This is a genomic window from Rhodococcus sp. T2V, assembly GCF_029269925.1.
Lineage (GTDB): Bacteria > Actinomycetota > Actinomycetes > Mycobacteriales > Mycobacteriaceae > Rhodococcus_F > Rhodococcus_F koreensis.
The window spans coordinates 17,733-41,574 of sequence record NZ_JARJBD010000022.1; the positions used below are offsets into that span (position 1 = coordinate 17,733).

The 23,842-nt window shown below is 68.6% G+C and carries 20 protein-coding genes and 1 pseudogene; 11 read left to right on the plus strand and 10 right to left on the minus strand.

Going from position 1 to position 23,842, the window contains the following annotated elements; genetic code table 11:
• Positions 1 to 8: 8 nt before the first annotated feature.
• The 3 genes and pseudogenes from P3H15_RS19700 (at position 9) to P3H15_RS19710 (ending at position 3,199) form a co-directional block, all read left to right on the plus strand.
• The gene (locus P3H15_RS19700) at positions 9 to 989 is read left to right on the plus strand and encodes a 4,5-dihydroxyphthalate decarboxylase (protein WP_276138796.1); all 981 of its coding nucleotides are present in this window, start codon (positions 9 to 11) and stop codon (positions 987 to 989) included.
• A 31-nt stretch (positions 990 to 1,020) separates the two neighbouring features.
• Positions 1,021 to 1,872: an amidohydrolase gene (locus P3H15_RS19705; protein ID WP_276138797.1), complete on the plus strand. Its 852-nt coding sequence runs from the start codon at positions 1,021 to 1,023 to the stop codon at positions 1,870 to 1,872.
• A gap of 101 nt (positions 1,873 to 1,973) precedes the next feature.
• Positions 1,974 to 3,199: pseudogene (locus P3H15_RS19710) on the plus strand (MFS transporter).
• Here the strand turns inward: P3H15_RS19710 and P3H15_RS19715 are convergent.
• Positions 3,196 to 6,450, minus strand: coding sequence for a protein kinase (locus tag P3H15_RS19715; RefSeq protein WP_276138798.1), 3,255 nt, complete (start codon positions 6,448 to 6,450; stop codon positions 3,196 to 3,198). The pseudogene P3H15_RS19710 and the gene P3H15_RS19715 sit on opposite strands and share 4 nt — an antisense overlap.
• Before the next feature lie 131 nt (positions 6,451 to 6,581).
• Positions 6,582 to 7,607 (minus strand): LacI family DNA-binding transcriptional regulator, encoded by a 1,026-nt coding sequence (locus tag P3H15_RS19720; RefSeq protein ID WP_276138799.1) that lies wholly within the window; start codon positions 7,605 to 7,607, stop codon positions 6,582 to 6,584.
• Positions 7,608 to 7,770: 163 nt separating this feature from the next.
• Between P3H15_RS19720 and P3H15_RS19725 the strand changes: the two genes are divergently transcribed.
• Positions 7,771 to 9,201 (plus strand): cytosine permease, encoded by a 1,431-nt coding sequence (locus P3H15_RS19725; RefSeq protein ID WP_276138800.1) that lies wholly within the window; start codon positions 7,771 to 7,773, stop codon positions 9,199 to 9,201.
• Between the two features lie 49 nt (positions 9,202 to 9,250).
• Positions 9,251 to 10,387: a C45 family peptidase gene (locus P3H15_RS19730; RefSeq protein WP_276138801.1), complete on the plus strand. Its 1,137-nt coding sequence runs from the start codon at positions 9,251 to 9,253 to the stop codon at positions 10,385 to 10,387.
• A gap of 54 nt (positions 10,388 to 10,441) precedes the next feature.
• On the opposite strand, the gene P3H15_RS19735 is transcribed toward P3H15_RS19730, so the two are convergent.
• The 4 genes from P3H15_RS19735 to P3H15_RS19750 all read right to left on the minus strand — a co-directional run bounded on the left by P3H15_RS19735 (position 10,442) and on the right by P3H15_RS19750 (position 14,460).
• Complete coding sequence (locus P3H15_RS19735; RefSeq protein ID WP_276138802.1) at positions 10,442 to 11,092, minus strand: GntR family transcriptional regulator; 651 nt, start codon at positions 11,090 to 11,092, stop codon at positions 10,442 to 10,444.
• 116 nt (positions 11,093 to 11,208) lie between these two features.
• Positions 11,209 to 12,201: a transketolase family protein gene (locus tag P3H15_RS19740; protein WP_276138803.1), complete on the minus strand. Its 993-nt coding sequence runs from the start codon at positions 12,199 to 12,201 to the stop codon at positions 11,209 to 11,211.
• A gap of 1 nt (position 12,202) precedes the next feature.
• On the minus strand, positions 12,203 to 13,090 hold the full coding sequence (locus tag P3H15_RS19745) for a transketolase (RefSeq protein ID WP_276138804.1): 888 nt from the start codon (positions 13,088 to 13,090) through the stop codon (positions 12,203 to 12,205).
• Entirely contained in the window at positions 13,087 to 14,460 is a 1,374-nt protein-coding gene (locus P3H15_RS19750; RefSeq protein WP_276138805.1) for an MFS transporter, read from the minus strand. Before P3H15_RS19750 ends, P3H15_RS19745 begins: the two co-directional genes overlap by 4 nt.
• A gap of 238 nt (positions 14,461 to 14,698) precedes the next feature.
• Here P3H15_RS19750 and P3H15_RS19755 point away from each other — a divergent pair, with 238 nt between their 5' ends.
• The 3 genes from P3H15_RS19755 (at position 14,699) to P3H15_RS19765 (ending at position 17,340) form a co-directional block, all read left to right on the plus strand.
• Positions 14,699 to 15,472 (plus strand): SDR family NAD(P)-dependent oxidoreductase, encoded by a 774-nt coding sequence (locus P3H15_RS19755; RefSeq protein WP_276138806.1) that lies wholly within the window; start codon positions 14,699 to 14,701, stop codon positions 15,470 to 15,472.
• Positions 15,473 to 15,616: 144 nt separating this feature from the next.
• Positions 15,617 to 16,039: a YciI family protein gene (locus P3H15_RS19760; protein ID WP_072943599.1), complete on the plus strand. Its 423-nt coding sequence runs from the start codon at positions 15,617 to 15,619 to the stop codon at positions 16,037 to 16,039.
• Positions 16,012 to 17,340: an RNA polymerase sigma factor gene (locus P3H15_RS19765; RefSeq protein WP_276138807.1), complete on the plus strand. Its 1,329-nt coding sequence runs from the start codon at positions 16,012 to 16,014 to the stop codon at positions 17,338 to 17,340. Before P3H15_RS19760 ends, P3H15_RS19765 begins: the two co-directional genes overlap by 28 nt.
• Here P3H15_RS19765 and P3H15_RS19770 read toward each other — a convergent pair.
• The 4 genes from P3H15_RS19770 to P3H15_RS19785 form a co-directional block, all read right to left on the minus strand.
• Complete coding sequence (locus P3H15_RS19770) at positions 17,320 to 18,522, minus strand: serine hydrolase (protein ID WP_276138808.1); 1,203 nt, start codon at positions 18,520 to 18,522, stop codon at positions 17,320 to 17,322. The genes P3H15_RS19765 and P3H15_RS19770 overlap by 21 nt on opposite strands.
• 191 nt (positions 18,523 to 18,713) lie before the next feature.
• Complete coding sequence (locus P3H15_RS19775) at positions 18,714 to 21,155, minus strand: excinuclease ABC subunit UvrA (protein ID WP_276138809.1); 2,442 nt, start codon at positions 21,153 to 21,155, stop codon at positions 18,714 to 18,716.
• Positions 21,156 to 21,218: 63 nt separating this feature from the next.
• Complete coding sequence (locus P3H15_RS19780; protein WP_276138810.1) at positions 21,219 to 21,629, minus strand: VOC family protein; 411 nt, start codon at positions 21,627 to 21,629, stop codon at positions 21,219 to 21,221.
• A 5-nt stretch (positions 21,630 to 21,634) separates the two neighbouring features.
• Positions 21,635 to 22,084: a helix-turn-helix transcriptional regulator gene (locus P3H15_RS19785; protein ID WP_276138811.1), complete on the minus strand. Its 450-nt coding sequence runs from the start codon at positions 22,082 to 22,084 to the stop codon at positions 21,635 to 21,637.
• Between the two features lie 390 nt (positions 22,085 to 22,474).
• Here P3H15_RS19785 and P3H15_RS19790 point away from each other — a divergent pair, with 390 nt between their 5' ends.
• The 3 genes from P3H15_RS19790 (at position 22,475) to P3H15_RS19800 (ending at position 23,818) form a co-directional block, all read left to right on the plus strand.
• On the plus strand, positions 22,475 to 23,176 hold the full coding sequence (locus P3H15_RS19790; RefSeq protein WP_124391905.1) for an RNA polymerase sigma factor: 702 nt from the start codon (positions 22,475 to 22,477) through the stop codon (positions 23,174 to 23,176).
• A gap of 3 nt (positions 23,177 to 23,179) precedes the next feature.
• Positions 23,180 to 23,404, plus strand: a complete 225-nt coding sequence (locus P3H15_RS19795; protein WP_072943609.1) for an anti-sigma factor — start codon at positions 23,180 to 23,182, stop codon at positions 23,402 to 23,404.
• A gap of 120 nt (positions 23,405 to 23,524) precedes the next feature.
• Positions 23,525 to 23,818, plus strand: coding sequence for a hypothetical protein (locus tag P3H15_RS19800; protein WP_276138812.1), 294 nt, complete (start codon positions 23,525 to 23,527; stop codon positions 23,816 to 23,818).
• The last annotated feature ends 24 nt before the right edge of the window (positions 23,819 to 23,842 follow it).

A 23,842-nucleotide genomic window follows, 5' to 3' on the forward strand; every position in this document is an offset into this window, starting at 1 on the left:
GGCTGAACATGAACACGCTCTCGGTCGCACTCGGCGACTACCGGCACGTGCAGGCCCTGCTGGGCGGCGACGTCACGGTGAACGGCTACGAGGTGAAACCGGTCGAGGTCAGCCCGATCATCGGCGCATACCGCCGGATGATCCGCGACCTCGAGTTCGACGTGTGCGAACTCGCGCCGACCTCCTACCTGATGGCGTTGCAGGCCGGAGTTCCGCTCACCGGCATCCCCGTCTTCCTCAACCGCCGCTTCCACCACGCCGATGTGCAGTGCGGTTCGGCGTCGGGAATCCGCTTCCCCGCCGATCTGAAAGGTAAGCGGATCGGTGTCCGCGCGTACACGGTGACCACCGGGGTGTGGATGCGCGGCATCCTGCGCGACGAGTACGGCCTCGACATCGACACCGTGAAATGGGTCGTGGACGACGACGACCACATCGAAGGCCGCGCTCCCTCGAACGTGGAGCGCGTCACCGACGGCCGGTCGCTCGGCGAGTTGCTGCGGGCCGGCGAGATCGACGCCGCATTCAGCGGCAACGCCGGCACCGGACGTGCGGGGGCGCCGCGCGCCGGGTGGTCGGCGGCGGCCGAGCAACCCGCGGTCGAGGACGGGCCGTACCCGCTGTTCCCCGACCACGAGGTGCTCGCCACCGACTGGTACCTGCGCACCGGGATCTATCCGCTGCACTCGGTGATCGCGATCCGCAGCGAACTCGTCGACCGCGACCCCGGGCTGCCCACCGCCCTGTACGCCGCATTCGCCGAGAGCAAGCGCCGTCAGATCGAGGCCGATCCACAGTGGTCGGCGCTGCCGCGACTGGGCAAGCAGGCCAAGCAGATCCAGAGCGATCCGATCCCCTACGGTCTCGAGGCCAACGACGCGAGTGTGCGCGCGCTCGTGAAGTACTCCCGGGACCAGGGCCTCCTCGACCCGGACTTCTCCACCGATCCCCACCAGGTGTTCGCCAAGGGCGAGTACCCGGACGCCTGAGCCAGCCCACCGAACGAGAAAGGTGTAGACCTTGGACATCGTCGACACCCACTGCCACATCATCTCCGACGACGTGACCCGCTACCCCCGGGCCCCGATCGGCGGAACCCAGTCCGGTTGGGCGACCACCCGCCCCGTCACCGCCGACGGCATGGTCGAGCGCATGGACGAAGCCGGGATCGGCCAGGCCGTGCTGGTACAGGCGACAACCGCCTACGGCTACGACAACTCCTACGTCCTCGACAGCCGTGCGCAGCGGCCGGACCGGTTCATCGTGGTGGGCACGGTGGATCCGTTGCGGCCGGACGCCGCCGACAACCTGGAGGCCGCGGTCGGCGACAACGGCCTCGCCGGGGTCCGGCTGTTCACCAGCGGCAGCACGGTACCCACCCAGGGCGAGTGGTTCGCCGCGCCGGAGACGTATCCCTTCTGGGACAAGGCCACCGAACTCGGAGTCACGGTGTGCCTGCAGATGCGGCTCGGACCGGCGACCGAGCAAGTGCACCAGCTGCTTCGCCGGTTCCCGTCGGTCCGCGTGCTGCTCGACCACATGGGGTACCCCGACATCGCAGCCTCGCCCGCCGACGCCGGCGAAGCGGTGGCGGAGCTGGCCGTTCACCCTGGCCTGCACCTCAAGCTGACCCACCGCAACCTCGAACCTCTCCACGACGCCGGCGAAAAGGCCTCTGGTTTCCTCGATCCGGTGCTGGCAGCATTCGGAGCGCACCGGATCGCGTGGGGTTCCAACCTGCCCGCCGCCGAACAGTCACTGCCCGAACTCGTCGCCCTCGCCCACAAGGTACTGGCCGACGTACCCGAGCCCGAACGCCGCGAGATCTTCGCGGGCACCGCGCGACGGCTGTATCCCAGCCTGGCCGGATAGGTACTTTTCGCCGAGACCACGGGTCTTGCCGGGGGTTCGGCTCTTTCGAGCCGAACACCCGGCCTGTTCAGGATCGCCAATGGAAGGAGCACACGACGCCGATGACCGTCCTCTCCGGCCTCCGCGGGCAGACCTTCGCGTCGCTGCGCACCACCAACTTCCGCCGGTACATCACCGGCCAGACGATCTCGCAGGCCGGCAAGTGGATGCAGACCATCGCCCAGTCATGGCTCGTCCTCGAACTTTCCGGCTCCGCCACCGCAATCGGTGCGGTGATGGCGTTGCAGACCGTGCCGATGCTCCTCGTCGCCCCGTATGGCGGGTCGTTGCCGATCGGGTCGACAAGCGGCGCCTGATGATCGCCCTGCAAACCCTGATGGGGGTGCAGGCACTGGTCCTCGGAATTCTCACCGTCACCGGGACAGTCCACCTCTGGCACGTCTACGTTCTCGCGCTCGCGCTCGGCCTGAACCAGTGCTTCGACACTCCAACGCGCCAATCGTTTCTCCTCGAGATGGTCGGGGCCGATCAACTTCGCAACGCCGTCAGCCTGCAATCGGTGCTCACCTCCACGGCCCGGATGGTCGGCCCTGGCGTCGCCGGGATCGTCATCGCCGCCGGCGGTGTCGGGCTGTGTTTCCTTCTCAACGCCGCAAGTTTCGTCGCGGTCGTGATCTCCCTGCTCACTCTCGATGTCTCGCAGCTCAATCCGTCACCACCGACGGTCCGGGCTCGCGGTCAGCTCCGCGAAGGGCTTGCGTACGTCCGGCAGTCCTCCGAACTGACCGTACCGCTGACCATGATGGCGCTGGTCGGTTGTTTCGCCCTCGAATTCCCCGTAGTCCTGCCGGTGATCGCCGACCGGACCCTCGACGCCGGTCCGGGAGCGTACGGCTTCCTCACCGCCGCGATGGGAGCGGGATCGGTGGTGAGCGGGCTCGCTGTCGCAACCTGGGGCCGTACCGGAACCGGGCCGCTCGTCGTCACCGCGACGGCATTCGGAGCCGTTCTCCTCGTCGCCGCCGTCGCCCCAACTCTGTGGGTCATGCTGGTAGTAATGGTCTGCGTCGGAGCGTGCAGTGTCGCGTTCAACTCGACGACGAACAGCACCCTGCAACTCGCCGCCGCACCGGACAAACGCGGACGGGTCATGGCCCTGTTCGGCATGGCATTCATCGGATCCACCGCGGTCGGCGGGCCCATCACCGGATGGGTGTGTGAGCAGTGGGGCGGCCGCGCAGGACTGCTTCTCGGGGCCGTCGCCTGCCTGATCGCCGCGGCCATCGGCGCACTGCGTCCGAGAGACCGAACTCGGCCACCGACCTAGCCGTGCGCCTGCTCCACGACCCAGGCCGCGACCTGGGTGCGGGAGGTGAAACCCAGCTTGGCAAGGATGTGCTCCACATGACCCTGGGCGGTGCGCGGTGAGATCACGAGGCGGTCGGCGATGGCCTGGTTGGTCAGGCCTTCGGCGATGAGGTCTGCGACCTGGCGTTCCCTCTTGGTCAGGCGCGTCGGGGCGTCGGTGTCCGGTGTGGAGGCGCCGGGCTGCGCTTCGTGGAGGGCGTAGGCGATGGCCGCGTCGAAGCCGAGCTGTTCACCCTTGCGGTGGGCCGCCGCGAATGCTGTGTCCCCGATGTCCTGCCGGGCCTTCTCGGCGAATTCCGTTTGGTAAACAATCAGATTGGAATGGATGACCGCAGCACTGCCCACCGACCTCGCCAGCCATTGCGCGGCCCCCATCAACACCGCGGCCCGAGTCGGATCTCGCCTCTCGCACGCGATCCAGGCCAGCGCTTCGACGGCGGCTGCGGCGAAGCGGGGGCTGTGCACCTGCCGCGACAGCTCCAGTGATTCCTCGAGGTACCGGACTGCGCGATCGGCGGCGCCCTGTCGCCACACCGCAATTCCCAGGGCCCACAGCGAATGCGATCGGTACATCTTCTCGCCGTACTTCTCCGTGATCGCGAGGACCCGCTCGTGGCATACGACGGCCCGCTCGGTCTGGCCGGACAGTCCGTAGGCCAACCCGAGAAGATAGAGCACGTTCGTCTCGAGTGTGCGATCCCCGTGTGTACTGAACTCCGCGAGTGCAGTTTCGAGGTGCGCGCATGCGTCAGGGAGGTCCCCACTGTAGAGCGCCGACGTTCCGTCGGCGAAAGAGACGAACGCGCGCATCTTGGGGTCGCTCGTGTGCGCGGTGAGGTTCCGCGCCTCCGCCACGAGCGCGGCACCGGACTCGAGATCACCCTGCACGTTGGCCATCACGCTGGCGCAGTAGAGCGCCCTGATCCGGTCGACCGTCGGCTCTCGGGGACAGCGGGCCAGTAGCTCGGAGAACCAGCGCCGCCCCTCGCTGTACAGACCCTGGGAGGTCCAGAACCAGCGGAGTGCGGCGGCGGTGCGCAGGCCGGCGGCGGGATCGTCGTCGACGCAGAACTCCAGTGCCTCACGGAGGTTCGGTTGCTCCCGCTTCAAACGGGCGATCCAGTCCAACTGGTGGGCGCTGATCCACTCGGCCTCCGCGGTGAGCGCCAGCGCCTCGTACCAATCCCGGTGCCGGCGACGCAAAGTCACGGTCTCGCCGGTCTGCTCGAGCTTCTCGCAACCGTACTCGCGGAGGGTCTCGAGCATCCGGAACCGCACCACCGACCCGTGCCCCTCCCGGATCAGTATCGATTTCTCCACCAGGGAGGTCAGCGTGTCGAGCAATTCGTCCGGGCCCAGGCCGGCGCCGCACACCTGCTCGGCGGCATCGAGTTCGACACTGCCCGCGAACACCGCCAACCGGCCCCACACCAGTTGTTCACGGGCGGTGCACAGTTCGAAACTCCAGTCGATGGACAACCGCAGAGTCTGCTGCCGCGTCGGCGCACCGCGGCTGCCGCGGGTCAGAAGCGTGTAGCGGTCGGTCAGACGCCCCAGAATCTGCTCGGGCGACATCGCCCGCAACCGGGCCGCGGCCAGTTCGATCGGCAACGGCAACCCGTCGAGGCGGTGGCAGATCCCCGCCACCGCCGCCGCGTTGTCCTCCGTCAGCGCGAATCCGGGAACCGCGGCAGCGGCGCGGTCGGCGAACAACGACACCGCATCGTATTTCGGTAATCCCCGCAACGACGGCTTCCGATCGGGATCCGGCACGGCCAGCGGCGGCACCCGCAACACCGCCTCTCCCCCGATGCCCAGGGGTTCGCGGCTGGTCGCGAGAATCCGCAGCGCCGGGCACACCCGCAACAGCGTCTCGGCGAGCCCGGCCACCGCGTCCACCAGGTGTTCGCAGTTGTCGAGGACCAGCAGCAGTTCTCGGGAGGCGAGGAACTCGATCAACACCTCACGCAGCGGCCGCGCCGAGTGGTCCCGCACCCCCACCGCCGCGGCCACCGCGTCCACCAGCGACGACCCGTCGCGCAGTTCGCCCAACTCGACCAGCCGCGCACCGTCGCCGTAGTCCCGCTGCACCGCCGCAGCGACCCGCATCACCAGCCGCGTCTTGCCGACCCCGCCGATCCCGGTCAGTGTCACCAGCCGTGACCCGGCGAGCAGATTCCTGGCCTCGGTGAGCTCGTTCCGGCGGCCGACGAAGCTCGTCAGTTCCAGGAGGAGGTTGCCCGTCACACCGCTCGCCGGTGTGGTGCCGCGCCGCCGGTGCCCTCGTTCGTGGACCTGCGCGTCGGGTCCCGTCCGGAGGGCCATGTCGTCGGCCGGAAGACCGCGATCGAGTTGGACCCGCCGCAGTTCCTCCCCGAAGTCGGCCGCCGTCGCCGGACGTTCACCGGGAGTACGGGACATCGCCCGGGCGATCACGTCGGACACGTCGTCGGGGATCCCGTGCTCCCGCAGGTCGGGCACGGGTTGCGTGGTGATCCGCAGGAACTGCGCGACCACCTGCTCCCCACTGCGGCGTTCGAACGCGGCGTGGCCGGTGAGCGCACTGAACAGCGTTGCCCCGAGGCCGTAGACGTCCGCGGCCGGGCTCGGCGGGTCACCCTGGAGGACCTCCGGCGCGGTGTAGGCCGGCGACCCGGTGACCGCGCCGGTCGCGGTCTCGAAACCGCCGCTGATGTGGGCGATGCCGAAGTCCGTCAACTCTGGTTCGCCGTATTCGGTGAGCAGGATGTTCGCGGGTTTGACGTCGCGGTGCAGGATGCCCAGCCGGTGCGCCGTCTCCACCGCGCCGGCGATCTTCACCCCCAGCCGCAGCACCTCGTCCAGTTCGAGCGGACCCTCCTTGCGGACCCGCGCCTCCAGCGACCCGTCCGGGTGATACGGCATCACGATGTACGGAACTCCGCTGTCGGTGGCCCCGACCTGCAGGACGCCGACGATGTTCGGATGGCCGGTGAGCCGGCCCATCGCCCGCTGCTCCCGGAAGAACCGGGCCTTGTTCTCCTCGTCGAGATCGACGGTGAGCACCTTCACCGCCACCGTGCGATCCAGGTCGGCCTGGGTGCAGCGGTAGACGACACCGAAACCGCCGCGCCCGATCTCCTGGGCGTCGTCCAAACCGGCCGCACTCAGCTCCGACGCCACGCCGGGGACGACGTACCGCTGCGTGTCGAGCGGATCACCTTCACCCATCGGACGGTCTACTCACCCCGTCGGCTCGTGCCGCCGCGCGCTGGTTCCGACGGCACGACCAGAGCACAGATACAACCGTGGACTCGCCTCTCGATGGCGTGCCCACAAGGATATCGCTGCCATCGGTCGAATCATGACGTCCGGGTGGAGTTCCGCACGATGAGGCGTCCGTGGAGCTTCCCCGGCGGCACGGGCCGGTCGAGGTTGTCGAGTCGGTTGACGAGCTGTGTGACGGCAACGCGGGCAAGGAGTTCGGGCTGCAGGTCCACCGAGGTGATCGGGGGCGTCGCGGATCGGGTGTGCTCCGAGTCGGAGCCGCCGACGATCTGGACATCGCCTGGAACCTCGAGTCCGCGTTCCCGGACACGCGCGAGCACTCCGGCCGCGTGCCTGCCGGTGAGGCAGTACACCGCGTCGGGCGGGTCGCTGCGGTCGAAGAGTTCGTCGGCGGCGTCGCGGCCGCCGGACTCCCCGGTGGTCTCGGGCCGATGGGCGACCAGCGGGTCCTGACCGCGCGACTCCGCCCAGGCGCGGTAGGCGGCCTCGGCGCCGAGGTTCCACGAATTGGGGTCGGTTCCGGCGACGAGGGCCACTCGCGTGGCCCCCGCTTCGTCGAGGTGCCGCAGCACCAGGCCGGTCATGAGTTCGGTGTCGGTGTCGATCCAATTTTCGTACTCGGCCCGCGCCGGATCCCTGCCGACGGACAGGAACGGCACGTCTTCCCCGAGGAGCATCTCGATGAGGGGATCGTCGGTGACGGGTTCGGTGATCAGGAACCCGTCACAGGCGAGGGCGGCGGCCGGTGACTCTTCGCGCGTCGGGTCCGACACCAGCATGAGCCCGTATCCGAAGTCCATCGCGGCCAGCGCCGCCGAACCCGCGAACCGCAGGAAGTAGTCGACGCCCTCGGGGAGCGAAGAATCCAGAGTCTCGAGGGGCCGGAGCACGAGGGCGAGGATGCCGAGGCGGTTGCTGCGCAGCCCCCTCGCGACCACGTCCGGCCGGTAGCCCAGGGACTTCGCGGTCGCGCGGACCCGCTCCCGCGTCGCGGCGGCGACGACCCCTTTGCCGCTGAACGTGTGCGACACCGTAGTGGTCGACACCCCGGCGTGCCGTGCCACGTCGGCGATGGTGGGCCGCGATCGCTTCTCCGTCACCGGATTAGGCTACCAACAGTCCAACCTGCACCAAATCGATTTGTAAATTGATGTCTCACCCCCTTGTCCAAATCGATTTGGTTCCGTACGGTGACCCGGGTCACGCCAGATCGGCGATTGCGCCACCAGCCGCACATCCGTGCTCGTCTACCCGGAGGACCCCATGGCATCGACTCGAGCAGACTCCCGCGCGGTGAAACCCGGCACGCCTCCGCCCGCCGACCGTGCCGGGCAGGTGGAGACGCACGGCATCGACTTCATCCCGGACAGCGAGCGGCACGGCCGCGCCCGCGACCTGTTCGCGGTGTGGGCGGCGCCCAACGTGAGCTACCTGGCCCTGGTCGTCGGCGGCGCACTGATCCTGATGGGCCTGTCGTTCTGGCAGGCGCTCGCGGTGATCGTCGTCGGCAACCTGTTCTCGATCCTCACCGGGATCGTCGCCGCCAGCGGACCGGCGTCGGGCACACCCAGCGAGGTGATCACCCGCGCGATCTTCGGCATCCGCGGCAACCGGGTGAACATCCTCGTAACCAGCTGGTTCATCAGCGTCTGCTACCTGGCGCTGAACTGGGCGGCCGCGTCGTACACGGCGTTCCGGCTCCTCGAACGGTTCGGCATCCACGCGACCACCCCGGTGAAGGTCGTCGTCATCCTGGCCATCGCCGCCGTCACGCTGGCCATCGGTGTGTACGGGCACGCGACGATCGTGCGGCTCTACCAGCCGCTGGCCGTCGTGCTGATCGCGATCTTCGTGGTGATGGCCGGCTACGTCCTCGGGAATGCCGACTGGGGTTACGAGCCGGCGGAGGCGCTCCACGGGATCGGACTGTGGGCGACGGTGGCCGCGGGTGTTTCCATCGTGGCGTCGGCTCCGCTGTCCTACACCAACAGTGCGGACTTCGCCCGCTACCTGCCGGCGAGCACGTCGCCGGTGTCGGTCACCGTCTGGACGGCGCTCGGCGCGTTCGTCCCCAGCGTGCTGTTCACCGCGCTCGGCGCACTCGCGGGCACCGGACTCGACATGGCCGACCCGCAGAGCGCACTCGAGGCCGTCCTCCCGTCCTGGTTCACCCCGATCTTCCTGCTCGCCGTCATCGTCGGCACCATCGCCAACAACGCGATGACCGCCTACAGTTCCGGGCTCGCGCTGCAGTCGGTCGGCCTGCGTCTGCGGCGCTCGCGCAGCGTCCTCCTCGACGGCTCGATGGGTGTCGCCATGACGCTGTACGCCCTGCTCGTCTCCAACTTCCTCGACACCGTCAGCAACATGATGCAGCTCGTCGTGACCGTGATGGGTCCCGTGATGGCCGTCTACGTCGCCGACGTCCTGTGGCGCCGCAACCGTTACGACGGCCTCGGTCTCGGCGACGAAACCAGCAGCAGCCCCTACTGGTACAGCGGTGGGTTCAACTGGGCGGGAACGGTCGCCGTCTTCACCGGCATCGCCGCGGCCGCGCTGTGCGTCGCCGCCCCGGTCTACACCGGACCGGTTGCGAACGCGGTCGGCGGCGTGGATCTGTCGCTGCCGGTCGGATTGCTCGTGTCCGCGGCGCTGTACGTCGTGCTGATGCGCTCGTACCGACCCCGCCCGTGATCAATTGCTCCACAGCTTTATTCACACCATCTGGATAACTAGGACGAACATGACCGAATCCACCACTGCCCGCCCTCACGTCTGCGTCGACGACACCCGGCCGCGCGAACGCGGTTTCGCCCGCGGCACCCAGCTCCGCCCCGACCTGCCCGCGTCCGTGGAACTGTATCTGCGCCTGTTCGATACGGTCGGCGTGAGCGAGAGCCGGACCCGCGACAGCGCACACCGTCTCGCGGATGTCCTGGGGGCGTGGGGTCCCCGGTACCTCGAGGAGATCGAGGGCATCGCTGTCGGCGCCGGGCTCGAAACGTGGCACGTGATGGCGTTGAACGGCCGCACGGAGATCCTGTCCGAGGCCGCCGCGGCCCGCCCCGGCGAGTGCTCCACCATCGCCTACGCACCCGCGGATCGTGCGTCGGCGCCGTTCGGGATCCAAACCTGGGACTGGCATCAGGAACTCGACCCGTACTGGCACACCCATCGGGTGCACGGAACCCGCCACGCCTACGTCGGGCTCACCGAGCACGGAATCCTCGGCAAGATCGGGATGAACAGCGCCGGCCTCGGCGTGTTCTTCAACATCCTCGGCCACTGCGACGACGCACCGGCCGGGGTGCCCGTGCACATCCTGGCGGCGGCGGTCCTCGGTGAAGCCGGAACCGTCGACGAGGCCCTCGAACTGCTGCGCTCGGCGCCGATCGCGACCTCGGGCGCGCTGACGCTGATCGACCCCGACACCGTCGCGTGCGCCGAGGTCAGCCCCGTCGGCGTCGCGACCCTGCACCCGACGGACGGATACCTGACGCATACCAACCACTTTCTCGACCCGGCCAACGCCGCCCGCGAGAAGGCCGGCCTGTACGAGCCCGACTCCCAGGACCGGTACGGGCTGATCACCTCCCGGCAGCAGCGGTACGCGGCGCCGGCGGTCGCCGATCACCTCGTCGAGTACCTGTACTCCGATCCGGGGCAGCCCCAGCTGTGCTGCGTCCCCGCCCCGGACGCGGTCTTCGGTCAGCGCTGGGCCACCCTGTCGACGGTGCTGCTCGAACCCGAGCACCGGCGTGCCCGCATCCTCGCCGGCACGCCGATCGACGCCCGCCGACGGTCGTGGACCACCCTCGACGCCACCGCCGCCGCGCCCGCCCCCGCCACCCCGCACGTGCCCGCGTTCGTGGCCGGGTGACCCCCACGTGAGTGGCGAAGCGTGCGCCGCCACTCTTTGCCGCTCACGTGGGGGTCAGGCAACCAGATTCGCCGAGGCCCAGTCCATGTGCGTCTGAATCGCTGTGGCCGCCTCGTCGGCGTCGCCGGTTTCGATGGCGTCGACGATGGCGCTGTGCCGGCCGACGTCCATGTTGCCGACGGCGCGGTCGAGGCCGGCGAACATGATCGACATCCGGATGGATCCCTCGAGCGAGATCCAGGAGTGCAGGAGTGTGTCGTTGCCGGTCAGCGAGCACATAGTGCGGTGGAAATTCAGGTCGGCCTCGATGCGGGCCTCGAGGACCGCGGTGTCCATCACGTCGAGGGCAGCGCGCAGTTCCGCGATGGCCGTGGTGCGGTCGGCCAGGCCGGCGAGCTCCCGGACCGCCAGTGCCTCGAGGGCGGCGCGGACGGCGAAGATGTCGCGGATCTCCTTGGAATCGAGGTGCCGCACATACAGGCGACCCCGCGCACCCGCGGAGATCAAGCCCTCTTGCTGGAGTTGCCGCATCGCCTCGCGGAGCGTGCCGCGGCTGATCTGCAGCATCTCGGACAGTTCCGTCTCCACGAGTGGGCTGCTCGGCGCCAGTTCCCCGCTGGTGATCGCGACCCGCAGGGCGGCGACGGCCTGCTGACGGAGGCTGGTCTTCTCCAGCCCGAGCAGTGCGGCGGGTTGTCCGGCCATGGGTGCCTCCGTGGGGTCGGCGATCAACTGTCGACAGCGGTCTGTTGACAGCAACCTGTTGACAGCCATCGTACGGCCCTCGCCCCCTGACCCGCGGCGAGGGCCGTACGTGCAGGTCATGCCAGTTCGCCCAGCACCGTGGCGACGATCCGGTCGGTGCTCAGTCCGTACCGCTCGTGCAGGGTGGGCAGGGCGCCGGCGTCGAGGAACTCGTCCGGCAGCGCAATCGGCACGACGCGCTTGCCGAGTCCGGCCGTGACGACGGCGGCCGCCACGGTTTCGAAGAGACCGCCGATCACGGTGTGGTTCTCCAGCGTGACCACCAGGCGGTCGGTGTCGATCTCGGCCAGGACGGTCGCGGCGTCGAACGGTTTGATCGTCGGCGTGTGCACGACCGCCACGTCGACGTTGTGCCCGGCCAGCCGTTCGGCGGCCTGCAGCGCGCGCATCGTCATCAGCCCACTGGTGACGAAGACGACGTCGTTGCCGCCGCGGAGCACCTTCGCCTTGCCCAGCTCGAACGTGTAGTCGTACTCGTCGAGCACGGTCGCGACCTTCCCCCGCAGCAACCGCAGGTACGTGGGACCGTCGGACGCGGCGAGTTGCGGGACGGCCTGTTCGATGTCGATGGAATCGCACGGGTCGACGATGGTGAGGTTGGGGATGCCCCGGAAGATGGCCATGTCCTCGGTCGCCTGATGGCTGGGCCCGTATCCGGTGGTCAGGCCGGGAAGCCCTCCGATGATGTTGACGTTGAGGTTGGGTTCGGCGATGTCGAGGCACAGGAAGTCGTAGGCGCGGCGCGCGGCGAACACCGAATAGGTGGACGCGAACGGCACCAGCCCGGTCTCGGCCATCCCGGCGGCGGCCCCGAGCAGCAGCTGCTCGGCCATCCCCATCTGGAAGAACCGGTCGGGGAACTCCTGCGCGAAGATGTGCATGTCCGTGTACTTGGCGAGGTCGGCGGACAGCCCGACGATCTTGTCGTTCTCCCGGGCAGCCTTCACGAGGGCGTGCCCGAACGGCGCGGACGCGGTCTTCTGCCCCTCGTCGACGAACGAGGCGATCATGGCCGAGGTCTTGAGCTTCGGCTTGCTGGCGGTGGTCATGTCAGGCGTCCTTGTTGTCGAAGCCGGCGGTGAGCTGGTCGCGGCAGATCTGCCACTCGTGTTCGTCGATGCGCATGAAGTGCGCCTTCTCCCGGGTCTCGAGCAGGGGCACGCCCTTGCCGACGCGGGTGTCGCACAGAACGATCGACGGCCTGCCGTCGGATTCGGCCGCGGCGTTGTCGAATGCGCGCACCAGGGCGGTGACGTCGTTGCCGTCGACGCGCTCGACGTGCCAGCCGCACGCCGCCCACTTGTCGTGGACGGGTTCGGTGCTCAGCACCGTCGAGGTGGCGCCGTCGGCCTGCAGCGCGTTGATGTCGACCATCGCGGTGAGATTGCCGAGCCGGTGGTGGTGCGCGCCCATCGCCGCCTCCCACGTCGATCCCTCGTCGAGTTCGCCGTCCGAGAGAAAGTTGAACACACGGGACGTCGAATTCTGGTGCCGCAGACCGAGGGCCATGCCGACCGCGATGGTCAGTCCGTGCCCGAGGGAGCCGCCCGAGATCTCCATGCCGGGGGTGTACGTGGACATCGCCGACATCGGCAGCCGGGAGTCGTCGGAGCCGTACGTCTGCAGTTCGCTGCGGGGGATGATTCCGGCCTCGGCGAGTGCGGCGTAGAGACCGATCGCGTAGTGGCCGGTGGAGAGCAGGAACCGGTCGCGGCCCTCCCACGCGGGATCGTCGGCGCGGTACCGCAGTCGGTCGGCGTAGACGGTGGCGAAGATGTCCGCGGCCCCGAGCGCCTGCCCGACGTACCCCTGGCCCTGTTCCTCACCCATGTCGATGACGTTGTGCCGCATGCGGTACGCGAACTGTTCGACGGTCGCGACGCGCGCCGCTTCACTGGTCGTGTCTTCGGCCGCGGTGGCGGCGGTTGTGATGGTCACAGGAGTTCCTTTTCCTTGCGGATCGTGTGCGTGGTGTCGGCGCTTTTGGAATCGGCGTGCGCCGCGGCCTCGGCGGCGAGGCGACGTTCGGTGGGTCCCCAGGTCTCCCGGGTGATCAATGCCGCCCACAGTCCGATCAGGGCGTACGTGATGAACAGCACCGCGGGGCCCCACCAGCCGAAGGAGACGAACAGCAGCGTGGTGACGAAGGGGGTGAAGCCGGAGACCATCGCCGAGATCTGGTAGGCGAGGGACGCTCCCGAGGCACGGCGCGAGGCGTCGAACAGTTCGGGGAACCACGCTCCCTGCGCACCTGCGAGCGAGTTCTGGCAGACGCCGTACGAGATCACGATGGTGGCGATGATCAGGATGAACAGGCCGGTGTTGACCAGAAGGAACATCGGAATTCCGAACAGTGCCGCAAAGGCGCAGGACGCGATGTAGAGGGGGCGTCGTCCGATGCGGTCGGTGAGCCGGGCCCAGGCGACCGTGGCGAAGATGCCGATCGCGGACGCGATGCACAGGGCGACGAGGGTTTCGGACTTTCCGGCGAGACCCTGGTTGTGCAGGTAGGAGATCATGTATGTGATCGACACCGCGTAACCGGCCGTCTCGGCGACTCGAAGACCGATGCCGCGCAGGATGTTCCGCCAGTCGTGCTTGATGGATTCGAGCACCGGCGACTTGACGATGTCGCCCTCGTTCTTGACGTCCTCGAAGACCGGCGACTCGGGCACCTTCGACCGGATGATCAGCCCGACCATCACCAGGACGATGCTGGCGAGGAACGGCACCCGCCAGGCCCAGTCGCCGCCGAGGTGCACGCTGAACAGGAACACCAGATTCGCCAGCAGCAGTCCGACGGGGAAGCCGGCCTGCACGATGCCGGTGAACTTCCCCTTGGACTTCCAGGGGGCGTGCTCGTAGCTCATCAGGATCGCGCCGCCCCACTCGGCGCCGAACGCGAGTCCCTGGATGATGCGAACCAGAACCAGCAGCACCGGCGCGATCAGTCCCACCTGCGAATAGGTGGGGAGCAGGCCGATCGCGAACGTCGCGAGACCCATCGCGATCAGCGACGCCACCAGCACCGGCTTGCGGCCCAGCTTGTCGCCGAGGTGCCCACCGAGCACGCCGCCGAGCGGGCGCGCTGCGAAGCCGACACCGAGCGTCGCGAACGCCGCGAGTGTTCCGGTGACCGGGTCGGCGCCGGGAAAGAAGGCGGTACCGAAGTACAGCGCCGCGGCGGTACCGAAGCCGATGAAGTCGTAGGTCTCGATGACGGCACCCACGGAGGAGCCGATCGCTACGCGCCTGGCGTCCTTCGTGCCATGGACAGGACCTCGCATCCTGAGTGTTTCGGTACTCATGGGGACTCCTCTTCGGGCTGCCGGTTTCTACGATTGCCGCGGATTTGTTGACTGTCAACAGTGCGGTGTCCACAGTGTGATCCGAGCCACGTCAATCTGTCAACCGTTGCCCGCCGACGGTTGACTGTTAACAGTTGATCGACTTACTGTGGTGGCAGTCACCCACCGCGTCGTCGACCGGCTTCCTGCACTCCACCGCAGGCCGGGACCCGCGATCCCAGCTATACGAGGAGCGATCATGTCGTCCATCCAGCGCACCGCCGTCGTCACCGGCGCCACCTCCGAGCGCGGTATCGGTCTCGCCACCGCCCGCCGCTACGCCGAGGAGGGATGGGCGATCGTCGTTCTCGACCTCGACGGCGAGAAGTCCGCGAAGGCCGCCGCCGAGATCGGGAACGAGTTCGGCGTCCCCGCGTTCGGTCACGACATCGATGTCGCCGACGAGCAGTCGGTCCAGCGGGCGCACGACGCCGTCGCCGCCGAGGTCGCCGGCGGAAACCTCCCGGCCGTGGGGGCGCTCGCGAACATCGCCGGCATCACGTCACCGGTGCCGTTCCTCGAGACCACGCTCGACCTGTGGAACAAGGTGATGGCGGTCAACGCCACCGGCACCTACCTCGTCACCCGCGCATTCCTGCCCGCGATGATCGACAACGGGTGGGGACGCATCGTGAACATGTCGTCGGTCTCCGCCCAGCGCGGCGGCGGCGTCTTCGGGAAGGTGCCGTACTCGTCCGCGAAGGCCGCGGTCCTCGGTTTCACCAAGTCCCTCGCGCGGGAACTGGGCGACAGCGGGGTCACCGTCAACGCCGTCACCCCGGGTGCGGTCGACACCAGCATCCGGGTGGGCAGCACCGCCGAGCAGGAGGCCGCGCTCTGCCGCGACATTCCCCTCGGCCGGGTCGCGACCACCACCGAGGTCGCCGCGGTCATCACCTTCCTGTCCTCCCAGGACGCCGCGTACCTCACCGGCACCACCGTCGACATCAACGGCGGCAGCCACCTGCACTGACCGGGTACGTGAGTGGCAAAGAGTGCGGGAGCACTCTTTGCCACTCACGTAAGTTTTTTGGAAGGCGTGTCGATCCATGCCACCCCCCGTTCGACCTGAGGATGAGAAGGTCCAAGAGGGCCCCGACATCCAAGGAGACGAACCATGAAGTACATGCTGATCATGCGCGCCACGGACGAGACCTTCGCGGCATTCCAGGACGCCGACTTCGGCGAGATCATGGACGCGATGGGCAAGTTCAACGACGAGATGATCCGGGCGGGCGTGCTGCTCGCCGCCGAGGGCCTGGACCCCGACCCCGAATCGGGTGTCGTCGTCGACTACTCCTCCGAGACGCCGGTGGTGACCGACGGCCCCTACGGTGAGACGAAGGAGTTGTTCGGCGGCTTCTGGATGCTCAACGTGGCGTCGAAGGAGGAGGCCGTGGAGTGGGCGAAGCGTGCCCCGATGGCCGGTCCCGGTTCGAAGGCCGAGATCCGCCGGGTCACCACGATCGATGAGTTCCCTCAGGACAACGAATGGATTCAGAAGGAGCGGGCGTGGCGCGAAGAGACCGGCCAGCTCTGAGCGGGTCGGCGGGCGGCGGCCACACCGGGCGTGAGGCCGTCGCCGCCGTCTGGCGGATCGAGTCGGCGCGGATCGTCGGTGCGCTCGCCCGGTACACCGGCGATTTCGCGCTGGCCGAGGACCTCGGCCAGGAGGCACTGGCGGAGGCGCTCGTGAGCTGGCCACGCGACGGCATCCCGCACAACCCGGCGGGATGGTTGCTCACCGTCGGCCGCCGCCGCGCGATCGACGCGTTCCGGCGGCGCGCCGCCCTCGACGAGCGATACGCCGTTCTCGCTCACGAACTGGGCGAGGGCGGCGCCGTCTCGGGTCCCGCGCCCGCCGATCCGGCCCGCGGCACCGGCGACGTGCTGTGGGATCCGGACCAGATCGACGACGACATCCTCGCGTTGATGTTCATCTCCTGCCACCCCGTGTTGTCGCGGGAGGCGAGGGTGGCGCTCACGCTGCGGGTGGTCGGCGGTCTGACGAGCGACGAGATCGCGAAGGTGTTCCTCGTCCCGACCGCGACCGTGCAGGCCCGGATCACCCGGGCGAAGAAGACGCTCGGCGCGGCCCGGGTGCCGTTCGAGGTGCCGCCCGCCGGGGAGCGGGCCGAGCGGCTCGGCTCGGTGCTGAGCGTCATCTACCTGATCTTCACGGAAGGGTCGTCGGCCAGCTCCGGCGGCGACCTGATCCGCCTCGACCTGGCGAGTGAGGCGCAGCGCCTCGCCCGGGTGCTGACCCGGCTCGTACCCGACGAGCCCGAGGTCCACGGCCTGCTCGCGCTGCTCGAGCTGACCGCGGCGCGGTTCCCGGCCCGCACGGGGCCGGACGGTGAACCTGTGCTGCTCGAGCAGCAGGACCGCCGCCGCTGGGACCGTTCCGCGATCCGGCGGGGACGAGCCGCCCTCGCCCGCGCCGAACAGGTCGGCCGGGGCCTGGGCGCCTACGGCTTGCAGGCGGTGATCGCCGAATGCCATGCCGTTGCGCCGTCGGTCGATGCGACGAACTGGGAGCGGATCGTCCTCGTGTACGAGGCACTCGGCCGGCTCGCGCCGTCACCGGTGGTCGACCTCAACCGGGCGGTGGCGGTGTCCATGGCCCAGGGACCGGCCGCGGCGCTGCCGATCGTGGACGAGCTGGTGGCCGCGCAGGCGCTGTCGAACTCGCACCTGCTGCCGAGCGTCCGCGGCGAACTGCTCACCCGCCTGGGACGCACCGGCGAGGCGCGGACCGAACTCGAGCTCGCTGTGACGCTGTGCGGCAACGAGCGCGAGCGGACCGTGCTCGAACGGAAGCTATCCGACCTGGACGGGTGACGCGAGCGGGGCGTGCCGGTAGGCCGCCGTCTCGAAGTCCAGGTAGCCGCCGAACGAGACGGGGTCGGCGAACGGCAGGATCTGTGTGGCCCAGTACCCGGCGATTCCGGTGCGACGATCGATCCAGTAGTACGAGTTGGCGAGCCCCGCCCACCCGAGCGATCCCCGCGGACGGCCGGTGGGTGCGTCCTCCTCGTTCACCATGAACGTGTACGCCCACGACTTACGCTGTCCGGGAAAGAATTCGGCGTCGTTGGTGAGGGACGGAATCACGGCAGGCAGCATCCCGACCTCCTGACCCTCCAGACCGTTGCACACGGCCGCCTGCACGGTGCCGGCCCGCAGCACTCGCCCACCGGGCGCGTCGCCGTCGTTCAGCCACATCCGCAGGAACTTCAGGTAGTCGCCGACCGTCGAGTACAGACCGTGCCCGCCCATGTGGATTTCCGGATCCTGCGGGAGCACCAGATCCAGTGGGGTCAGCCGGCCGTCGTCCTCGCGCTGGTGGATCGTCGCGCGCCGCGCCGCCATCGACCCGGTCAGGGTGAAGGACGTGTCGCGCATGCCGAGCGGTGCGAAGACCCGCTCGGCCATCACCTCACCGAGCCGCTTGCCGCGGATCGCCTCGACCACCTGACCGGCCCAGTCGATGTTCGTCCCGTACTGCCACTTGGTGCCCGGATCGAACAGCAACGGCGTCGTCAGTGACGCCCTGCTCGCCGTGATTACGCTGGGCTGGTCGTGTTCCACCCCCAGCCGGTTGTAGGTCTCGTCGAAGAAGTCGTATCCGAATCCGGCGGTGTGCAGCAACAGCATCCGGGTGGTGATGTCGCGTTTCGGGGCCCGCAGCACCGGGTCGCCGTGGTCGTCGAATCCCTCGATGACCTGGATGTCGCCGAGTTCGGGAACGTACTCGCGGGCGGGCGCGTCGAGGTCGAGCAGCCCTTCTTCGGCGCACTGCAGCACCGTGGTCCCGGTGATCGCCTTGGTGGTGGAGAAGATCGCGAACACGGTGTCGGTGGTCATCGGTTCGCCGTCCGTGACCGACCGCACGCCGGCCGCACCCTCGAACACCGTCCGGTCGCGGTCGGTCACCATCGCGACCACTCCGGGTACCCGTGGCGCATCGTCCGCGGTGACGTCGTCGAGAACCTTGCCGAGCGCGGCATCGAGATCGGACATTCCACTCTCCTGTCGTGTCTGTGGTCACTGGCGGAACATGACGCTAGGACCGGCGGGAGGGTGGGGACGTCTCTGTTCGGCAGGGTACGTCTCGATTCGGCACTATCCGGTGGCGGTGTCACAGTCGCGGCGCGACCGGCACACGGAAAGGCCCCCGGCTGCCGTGGGCACACCGGGGGCCGACGCCGTGGTCAGGAGCCGACGTACGCCGCGAGGTGCTCGCCGGTGAGGGTGGAGCCTGCGGCCACCAGATCTTCCGGCCTGCCCTCGAAGACGATCCGGCCGCCGTCGTGGCCGGCGCCGGGGCCGAGGTCGATGATCCAGTCGGCGTGCGCCATGACCGCCTGGTGGTGCTCGATGACGATGACCGACTTGCCGGAGTCGACGAGCCGGTCGAGCAGTCCGAGCAACTGTTCGACGTCGGCGAGGTGGAGGCCGGTGGTCGGCTCGTCGAGGACGTAGATCTCGCCCTTGTCGGCCATGGCGGTGGCCAGCTTGAGCCGCTGCCGTTCGCCGCCGGACAGCGTGGTGAGCGGCTGCCCGACGCTGAGGTAGCCGAGTCCGACGTCGGCGAGCCGCTGCAGAATCTTGTGCGCCGCCGGGATCCGTGCCTCGCCGGCGCCGAAGAACTCCTCGGCCTCGGCCACCGGCATCGCGAGCACTTCGGCGATGTTCCGGCCGCCCAGTTTGTACTCCAGAACCTCCGCCTGGAACCGCTTCCCCTCGCATTCCTCGCAGGGGGATTCGACGGTGGCCATCACGCCGAGGTCGGTGTAGATGACGCCGGCGCCGTTGCAGGTGGGGCAGGCGCCCTCGGAGTTGGAGCTGAAGAGCGCCGGCTTCACACCGTTGGCCTTCGCGAACGCCTTGCGGATCGGTTCGAGCAGCCCGGTGTAGGTGGCGGGGTTGCTGCGCCGGGAACCCTTGATCGCGCCCTGGTCGATCGACACCACGCCGTCCCGGTCGGACACCGAACCGTGGATCAGCGAACTCTTGCCCGATCCCGCAACCCCGGTCACGACCACCAGCATGCCGAGCGGAATGTCGACGTCGACGCCGCACAGGTTGTGGGTGTCTGCGCCGCGCACCTCCAGCGCCCCCGACGATTCGCGGACGGACGACTTCAGCGTGGCGCGGTCGTCCAGGTGCCGTCCGGTGAGCGTGTCACTGGCCCGCAGGCCGTCGACGGTGCCCTCGAACACCACCTCGCCGCCCTCGGTGCCTGCGCGCGGGCCGAGGTCGACCACGTGGTCGGCGATCGCGATCGCCTCCGGCTTGTGCTCGACGACGAGCACCGTGTTGCCCTTGTCGCGCAGTTGCAGCAGCAGGCCGTTCATCCGCTGGATGTCGTGCGGGTGCAGACCGATGGTCGGCTCGTCGAAGACGTACGTGACGTCGGTGAGCGAAGAGCCGAGGTGGCGGATCATCTTCGTGCGCTGCGCCTCTCCGCCGGACAGCGTGCCGGACGGCCGGTCGAGCGAGAGGTAGCCCAGGCCGATTTCCGTGAACGAGTCGAGGAGGTGCTGCAGCCCGGTGAGCAGGGGCGCCACCGACGGTTCCTTCAGGCTCCGCACCCAGTCGGCGAGGTCGCTGATCTGCATCGAGCAGACGTCGGCGATGTTCTTCCCCTTGATCTTCGACGATCGCGCGCCCTCGCTGAGCCGGGTGCCGTCGCAGTCCGGGCAGGTGGCGAACGTGATCGCCCGCTCCACGAACGCACGGATGTGCGGTTGCATCGCGTCGACGTCCTTGGCCAGGAACGACTTCTGGATCTTCGGAATCAGGCCCTCGAACGTGATGTTGACGCCCTCGACCTTGATCTTGGTCGGCTCCTTGTACAGCAGGTCCTGCAACTGCTTCTTGGTGAACTTCGCGATCGGCTTGTCCGGGTCGAAGAATCCGCAGCCGCGGTAGATGCGGCCGTACCAGCCCTCCATGCTGTAGCCGGGAATCGTGAGCGCGCCCTCGTTCAGCGACTTGCTATCGTCGTACAGCGCGGTCAGGTCGAAATCGGTGACCGATCCCCGGCCCTCGCACCGCGGACACATGCCGCCGGTGATGCTGAAACTCCGCCGCTCCTTCGTCTGCTGGCCCCCGCGCTCGATGGTGACCGCGCCGGCGCCCGAGATCGACGCGACGTTGAAGGAGAACGCCTGAGGCGAACCGATGTGCGGCTTCCCGAGGCGGCTGAACAGGATCCGCAGCATCGCGTTGGCGTCGGTGGCGGTGCCGACGGTCGAGCGGGGGTTCGAGCCCATCCGCTCCTGGTCGACGATGATCGCCGTCGTCAGCCCGTCGAGCACGTCGACGTCGGGTCGCGCCAGCGTCGGCATGAACCCCTGCACGAACGCGCTGTACGTTTCGTTGATCATCCGCTGCGACTCGGCGGCGATCGTGGCGAACACCAGCGAACTCTTGCCCGAGCCGGACACCCCGGTGAACACCGTCAGCCGGCGCTTCGGCAACTCGACGCTGATGTCCTTGAGATTGTTCTCGCGCGCACCGTGCACGCGGATCAGGTCGTGACTGTCGGCAAGATGCAGCTCAGGCGACTCCGACATTTCCCCTCGCTTCGCTCGCCCCTCCGATGATTCCCCTCGCTTCGCTCGCCCCGACTTCGTGGCCATGCTCATCCTGTCTCCATCTGTTCGGGCGGAGCCGCGTTCACGGTCTCCGTCGGGTCGACTTGCTCGAACTCAGCGCAGCTCTTGGATGCGGACCATGTTGCCCGCGGGGTCGCGGAATGCGCAGTCGCGAACCCCGTACGGCTGGTCGGTGGGCTCCTGCACCACTTCGACGTCGCCGGCCTGCAGCTTCTCGAAGGTGCTGTCGAGGTCGTTGGTCGCCAGGTTGATGGCGGCGTAGGTGCCCTTCGCCATCATCTCGACGATGGTCCGGCGCTCCTCGTCGGTGACCCCGGGGTCGGCGGCGGGCGGGTGCAGGACGATGGACGTGCCGGGCTGGCCGACGGGGCCGACGGTGATCCAGCGCAGTCCGTTGTATCCGACGTCGTTGCGGACCTCGAATCCGAGGATGTCGCGATAGAAGCCCAGCGCGGCGTCCGGATTGTCCTGCGGGAGATAGGTCTGATGAATGGTGATGTCCATGACCATCACGATAAGTGCGGCTCGGCGACCGGCGCTTCTCTATTCCTGATCGGTCTGGTGACCTGTTTCGCGACGCACGACGGGATCCCCGCCGTCGCCTGCTCCGCGTCGCGCTTGTAGGTGCTGGGCGGCACGCCGACCAACTCGGTGAAGCGCGTGCTGAACGTGCCCAGCGACGCGCAGCCGACCGCGAAACAGACCTCGGTGACGCTGAGGTCGCCGCGGCGCAGCAGCGCCATCGCACGCTCGATGCGCCGCGTCATCAGGTACGAGTACGGCGACTCTCCGTAGGCGAGCCGGAACTGGCGGCTGAGGTGCCCGGACGACATGTTCACGCCGCGGGCGAGCGCGTCCACGTCCAGCGGTCGTGCGTACTCCCGGTCGATCCGATCGCGGACGCGGCGCAGGCGCGCGAGGTCGCGCAGGTAGTGCGCCGGGGCAGGGCTGCTGGACACCTACGAAATCGTGCCACGTCGAGCGACGGTTGCCTACCCTCGCGGGTCGGCTCGGCAGTGGTCGACGAGCGAAACGTGTTCGTGCGCCGCCGGGAGCCGGTCCCGCTCGGCGCCGCCGACGTGACGGGCCTCCGTTGAACCGAGTTCCTCCCAGTAGCTTTCCGAACGCGCCTGCGGAGTTCGCCGAACGTTCATGCGCCGCCCTTTCGGGATTGCCGGGTCGGGTGGACCCGGGCCGCGGCGACCGTTGCCGATCGCCGCGGACCGCCACCACCCCTCCGAATCGAGTCTTCCCCGCACCGTGCGGTCAAGACAGGGCCGTTCGGCCCTACCCACCACACGATCGGGCGCGGACCGATCGACGGCTGTGGCCGAGGTCAGTAAGGTTGTATGTCATCCGGCCGTCTCACGCGGCCACGCTTCCGGAGCACCTCGATCACCGAGGAGGAGCGGATGACGGAGATCGACACCTCGCACGAGCAGCGCCTCGTCGATTCGTTGCGGGCGCGCGACGAGTCCGCTTTCGCCGAACTGGTGGACCGGCACACGCCGATGATGCTGCGGGTGGCGCGGGGTTATGTGGCCAGCGCCGAGGTCGCGGAGGACGTCGTCCAGGAAACCTGGATCGCGGTGCTGCAGGGCATCGACCGATTCGAGGGCCGCTCGACGCTCCGAACCTGGCTGTTCCGGATCCTCGTCAACATCGCCAAGAAGCGGGGGGTGCGGGACCGGCACGATTCCGACGCCGAACTGGCCGCCTTCACGGGCAGCCCCACCGTGGACCCGGGCCGGTTCCTGCCGAGGACGGCACCGGAGGATCCACACCACTGGGCGACTCCCCCGACCAGCTGGCCGGAGTCTCCCGAGGGTTCGGTCCTCGGTGCGGAGGTCCTCGACGTCGCGAGCCGCGAACTCGAACACCTCCCCGACCGCCAGCGCATCGTGGTCGTCTTGCGCGACGTCCTCGGCTACGACGCCGCGGAAGTATCCGCGATGCTGTCGATCACCGCGGCGAATCAGCGGGTGCTGCTGCACCGGGGTCGCGCACACGTGCGTCAGGCCCTCGAGGACTATCTCGGAACGGGAGCGTGAAAAATGGACTGCCAGGACCTCGTCGAACTGGTCACGGCGTACCTCGAGGACGACATGGATCCCGACGCCCGGGCCCGATTCGAGACCCATCTCGGCGAGTGCTCGGGTTGCGCCACTTATCTGGAGCAGATCGAGCAGACGGTGCACACCCTCGGCACGCTGCCCCCGGAGGAGCTCGATCCGGCGCTGCGCGACCGTCTGCTCGACGCGTTCCGGGAGTGGCGCTAGCGGCGGGAGAGTTCCCGCAAAAATAATGTCCGGCGGGGCGTAACGTTTCGCGCCCTCGCGGACACCGTTCGAGTAGCTGTGAACGCTGGGTTCGCGGCACTCGGACAGGAATTGAAGACCATGAACGCCACACATTCGCACCAGGACGCCCGACGCACCCACCGCGGCTCGCTGCGGAAGCGGATCGTCACCGTGGTGGTGGCCGCGGCTGCGCTCGGCGTCCTTCCCATCGGCGCCGCGGGTGCGGTTACCCCGGTCGCCGACCACACGGTCGTAGCAGTGGCCGCCCCCGACACCGGCCGCGACATCCCCGGCGGCAACGACGACCGGACCCGCGATCGTCAGCGTGAACAGCGGCAGGAGCGCAGGGCCGAGGACATGCCCGCGATCATCTGGACCATCCCGCTCACCTGACGTTCACCCCTTTGCCGGACAACT